At 62.3% G+C, this 5073-nt stretch carries 3 protein-coding genes; all 3 read right to left on the minus strand.

Annotated elements, in window-relative coordinates; translation table 11 throughout:
- Positions 1 to 615: 615 nt before the first annotated feature.
- From AC1D1Y_RS25670 to AC1D1Y_RS25680, 3 genes are read right to left on the minus strand one after another with little or no spacing between them, the layout of a single operon-like run.
- Complete coding sequence (locus AC1D1Y_RS25670; RefSeq protein ID WP_477684843.1) at positions 616 to 2316, minus strand: methyl-accepting chemotaxis protein; 1701 nt, start codon at positions 2314 to 2316, stop codon at positions 616 to 618.
- Between the two features lie 56 nt (positions 2317 to 2372).
- Positions 2373 to 4079, minus strand: coding sequence for a methyl-accepting chemotaxis protein (locus AC1D1Y_RS25675; RefSeq protein ID WP_477684844.1), 1707 nt, complete (start codon positions 4077 to 4079; stop codon positions 2373 to 2375).
- A gap of 39 nt (positions 4080 to 4118) precedes the next feature.
- A complete protein-coding gene (locus AC1D1Y_RS25680) occupies positions 4119 to 4613 on the minus strand; it encodes a chemotaxis protein CheW (RefSeq protein ID WP_477652251.1) in 495 nt (164 codons plus the stop codon).
- Positions 4614 to 5073: the final 460 nt, after the last annotated feature.

The raw sequence follows: 5073 nt of genomic DNA on the forward strand, positions 1-5073 counted from the left end.
TGCTTGCTGGCCGGGGGTAGCCCGGCGGCTACTCACTTTTCTTTTGCTTCGCCAAAAGAAAAGTAAGCAAAAGAAAAGGCGACCCTGGTTGCTGCGTCCCTYCGCTTCGCTACGGGCAACCTGCGGTGCTCGGTCCAGACGGGGTCTCGCTAAACTCGCTTCGCTCAGACAACGCGATCCCTGATCCGTCTGGGCCTGCGCTCCTCGGCGCATCCACAAGGGGTGGGGAAGGAATACCAAACAGCCGAAGACAAGAATCCGAATACTGAAAACCACAAGGACTCGCYTTGGCGAGTCCTTGTTTGTCTTGGTTGTTTCTTTGTCTTTTGTCCCCGCTCCCGCTTGCCCCGTCCTGGCTGGGCCGAGGAGCGCAGAGACAAGTGGATCAGGGCTGGCGTTGTTTGAGCCGAAGGCGAGTTTAGCCAGACCCCGCTTGGCTCGAGCACCGCAGGTTGCCCGTAGCGAAGCGTAGGGACCCAGACTGCGGGTCGCCTTTTCTTTGGTGACTTTCTTTTGGCGAAGCAAAAGAAAGTTACTTGCTGCCGGCAACCCCGGCCAGCAAGCCCATGCAGAGGGCGCACCGCCGGAGCAAGACCGGCTCCAACAGGGCCGGCCTTAAAACGTTTCCCAGCTACCGCCACCGGCCATGGCCAGGTCGCCGCCGGGAGCCGCCGGTTTGCGCGGCGCAGAAATCGCCTGCCGGGCCTGCGGAGGCTGTTTGGGAGTGGCCGGCCGAGCCACGCTGGAACGCTGTGGCTGCGCGGCCGGCGCGTTACCACCATTGACCTTGAACACACTGACCACCTGCGACAACCCGCTGGCCTGCTCCTGCAGCGAAGACGCCGCGGCGGCCGCTTCCTCCACCAGTGCCGCATTCTGCTGCGTGACCTGGTCCATCTGCGTGATCGCCTGGTTGATCTGCTCGATCCCGGAGGTTTGTTCCTGGCTCGCCGCCGTGATCTCGGCCATGATGTCGGTCACACGTTTGACGCTGTCGACGATTTCGTCCATGGTCTTGCCGGCCTCGGCGACCTGCTTGCTGCCCTCTTCGACCTTGTCGACCGAGTCGCCGATCAACGTCTTGATTTCTTTGGCGGCTGCGGCACTGCGCTGGGCCAGGTTGCGCACTTCGGCCGCGACCACGGCAAAGCCCCGTCCTTGTTCACCAGCACGCGCGGCTTCTACAGCCGCATTCAGAGCCAGGATATTGGTCTGGAAAGCAATCCCGTCAATCACACCAATGATGTCGACAATCTTGCGCGAGGACGCATTGATGGCGCCCATGGTTCCCACGACCTCGGCGACCACGCTGCCGCCCTTGACGGCCACACTGGACGCGGACACGGCCAGCTGATTCGCCTGGCGCGCGTTATCGGCATTTTGTTTGACCGTGGAAGTGAGTTCTTCCATCGAGGCCGCCGTTTCTTCCAGCGAGCTCGCCTGCTGCTCGGTACGCGAAGACAAATCATGGTTACCCGCAGCGATCTGGCTCGAAGCCGTCGCAATCGTGTCGGTCCCGCTGCGCACATTGCCGACGATGCCTACCAGGTTGTCCTGCATGGTCTTCAGGGCTTGCAGCAACTCGGCGGCTTCGTCCCGGCCCACGCTGTGGATGGGCTGGGTCAGGTCGCCGTCGGCGATGAAACGCGCGCTGCGGGCGGCCTGGCGCAAAGGCCCGGTGATGGAGCGGGTCAGCACCAAAGCCGATGCCGCGCCCAGCAGCAAGGCCAGCACCGAACCCACGATCAATATCAAGCGGCCCTGGGCCGCATTCTCTTCGGCCCGCGCCAGGGCGGCGTCATACAGCGTTTGCTGGAATTCCTCGAGCTTGTGGATGCTTTCGCTGTAGGCTTCGGCCAGCGGCTTGAGTTCGCGCTCCAGCACGGCGGTGACGTCTTCCCCGGCATGCCTTCTTTTGAGCACGGCGGCGCGCGGCGTGCGGTAGGCCTCGCGCGCGGCATCGATGCTGGCGATGAGTTTTTTGCCCTCTTCCGTCTGGACCAGTTCGACCAGGCGCTTGCGCGAGGCGTTCGAGATTTCCGAGGTCTTGTCCATGTCGGCCTGCCACATCGGGATGCGGCTGGTGTCGGCGTCGAGGATGGACGCCCGCGTGCGTATCCAGTTCAGGTCTATGGTCTGGCGCCACTGCACGGCCATCTTGAGCCTCTCGTTGTCTATCGTGCCGAGTTGCTGGGTCGTGGCGGCCAGGCCCTGCAGGCGCCAGATGCCGGTGACGGAGATCACCGCCATGATGAAAAGAATCAGGCCGAAGGCCAGCCCCAGGCGGCTGCCGACCTTGATGTTGTTGAGTGTCATGATCCAGGCTTTCAAAAATGATGGTTAAGCAGGGCCGGCTTTGGCTTGCTGTGGGCTTAAAACGTTTCCCAGCTGCCGCCGCCGGCCATGGCCAGTTCACCCGCAGGAGCGGCCGGCTTGCGCGGCGCGGAAATCGCCTGCCGGGCTTTCGGCGGTTGTTTGGGTGTCGCAGGCCGGGCCACGCTGGAACGCTGTGGCTGCGCGGCCGGCGCGTGACCACCATTGACCTTGAACACACTGACCACCTGCGACAACCCGCTGGCCTGTTCTTGCAGCGAGGAAGCCGCGGCGGCCGCTTCCTCGACCAGGGCCGCGTTCTGCTGCGTGACCTGGTCCATCTGCGTGATGGCCTGGTTGATCTGTTCAATGCCCGAGGTTTGTTCCTGGCTCGCCGCCGTGATCTCGGCCATGATGTCGGTCACGCGTTTGACGCTGTCGACAATCTCGTCCATGGTTTTGCCCGCTTCGGCGACCTGCTTGCTGCCCTCTTCGACCTTGTCGACCGAGTCGCCGATGAGCGTCTTGATTTCCTTGGCCGCTGCGGCGCTGCGCTGGGCCAGGTTGCGCACTTCAGCAGCCACCACCGCAAAGCCTCGGCCCTGCTCACCGGCACGGGCGGCTTCCACTGCCGCATTAAGCGCCAGGATATTGGTCTGGAAGGCGATGCCATCAATGACACCAATGATGTCGACGATCTTGCGTGAAGAAGCATTGATCGCCCCCATGGTGCCGACCACCTCGGCGACCACACTGCCGCCCTTGACGGCGACGCTGGAGGCGGACACCGCCAGCTGGTTGGCCTGGCGGGCGTTGTCGGCGTTCTGTTTGACGGTCGAGGTCAGCTCTTCCATCGAAGCCGCCGTTTCTTCGAGCGAGCTCGCCTGCTGCTCGGTACGCGAGGACAGGTCGTGGTTACCCGCAGCGATCTGGCTCGAAGCCGTCGCGATGGTGTCCGTGCCGCTGCGCACATTGCCCACAATACCGACCAGGCTGTCGTTCATGTCCTTGAGCGCCTGCATCAGCTGGCCTGTCTCGTCCTGGCTGGTCACTTCAATGCGGCTGGTCAGGTCGCCGGACGCCACGGTCTGGGCGATCTTCACCGCGCTGTTGATCGGTTGCGTGATGGACCGTGTGATCCACCAGGCGCCCAGGGCCCCCAGCGCGATCGCCAGCCCGGCCAGCCCCAGCATCAGGTTGCGCGAGCCGGTGTACTCGGCCTTGGCTTCATCGAAGGATTTCCGGGACAGCTCCCGCTCGTAGTTGACGATGTCATCGATGACGGCAATGGCCCTGCGGGTGGCGGGCGCCGACTCGCCCATCATGAGCGCCGTGGCTTCCGCATTCTTGTTTTGCATCCCGAGTTCGACCACCTTGTTGACCAGCGGGGATGCCGCCTTGATCGACTGGTCCAGCTTGTCCAGCAAGTCTTTTTCTTTCGCGTCCAGGGAGGACTCGACCAGCACTTTCTTGGCCTTGCCGTATTTTTCACGCGCGGCGGTCAGCCGGTTTTTCTGGTCCTGCATGGCGGCGGGGTCTTCCAGCAGCACGATGGTGCTGACGATCAGCGCGATGTCGCGGAAGTTGTCCACCATCTCGTTGGCCGCGAAATTCTTGACGTTGTTGCCGTCCACGATGCCGCCCAGCCGATGCTGCACGCCCGACATCGCGTTAAGGCCCAGACCGGCGATCGCCGCCAGAAGCACCAGGACCAGTAAGAAGCCCGATCCCAGGCGTGTCCCTATTTTGAGGTTTGAGAAAGACATGGTGTGCTTTGTTATGTGTGTTTCGTGGGGTGGCGGGGCTTAAGCCGTGGCGCGCTCTATCAAGGCCATGTCGCTGCTGGACATGAGCTTGTCGATGTCGACGAGGATGAGCATGCGTTCATCCAGCGTGCCCAGGCCTATGAGGTATTCGGTGTCCAGCAGCGCGCCCATCTCGGGCGCCGGCCTGACCTGTTCGGGGCTCAACGTGATCACGTCCGAGACGCTGTCCACCACCATGCCCATGATGCGGCTGGCAATGTTCAGGATGATCACCACCGTGAACTGGTCGTAGCTGGGCGTGCCCAGGTTGAACTTGATGCGCATGTCCACAATCGGCACGATGATGCCGCGCAGGTTGACCACGCCCTTGATGTGTTCGGGCGCATTGGCGATGCGCGTGACGGTGTCGTAGCCGCGCAGCTCCTGCACTTTCTGGATGTCCACGCCGTACTCTTCCTGGCCCAGCGTGAAGGCCAGGAATTCCAGCGCCTTCGCGGCGGCGGCGGGGTTGCTGTTGTTGTTTGTCTCGTGCATATGCAGTCCTTGGATGTCGATGGGGTCTCTGTCTATCTGTATGTATGGCTATCGGCCGCTGGCGGTGAAAACTTTAGTTGGCGTTTTCCCGGTATGGGCTTTAGATAAAGGTTATCAAGCTGTACTAGTTGGAAATCGGGGGATAAGCGGGGGGTTATGGCCTTATCTTCTCCCGGAGGGGGTGAGCCGGGTCTTGCGCCGGCTTGCGCGTTCCCTCCCCTCTGTGCTCTCTGCTGAGGATGGCTGGCCGGGGGTAGCCCGGCAGCTACTCACTTTTCTTTTGCTTCGCCAAAAGAAAAGTAAGCAAAAGAAAAGGCGACCCTGGTTGCTGCGTCCCTTCGCTTCGCTGCGGGCAACCTGCGGTGCTCGGTTCAGGCGGGGTCTCGCTAAACTCGCCTTCGGCTCAAACAACGCGATCCCTGATCCGCCTGAACCTGCGCTCCTCGGCGCATCCACAAGG

Source organism: Polaromonas sp. P1_G1, assembly GCF_056405595.1.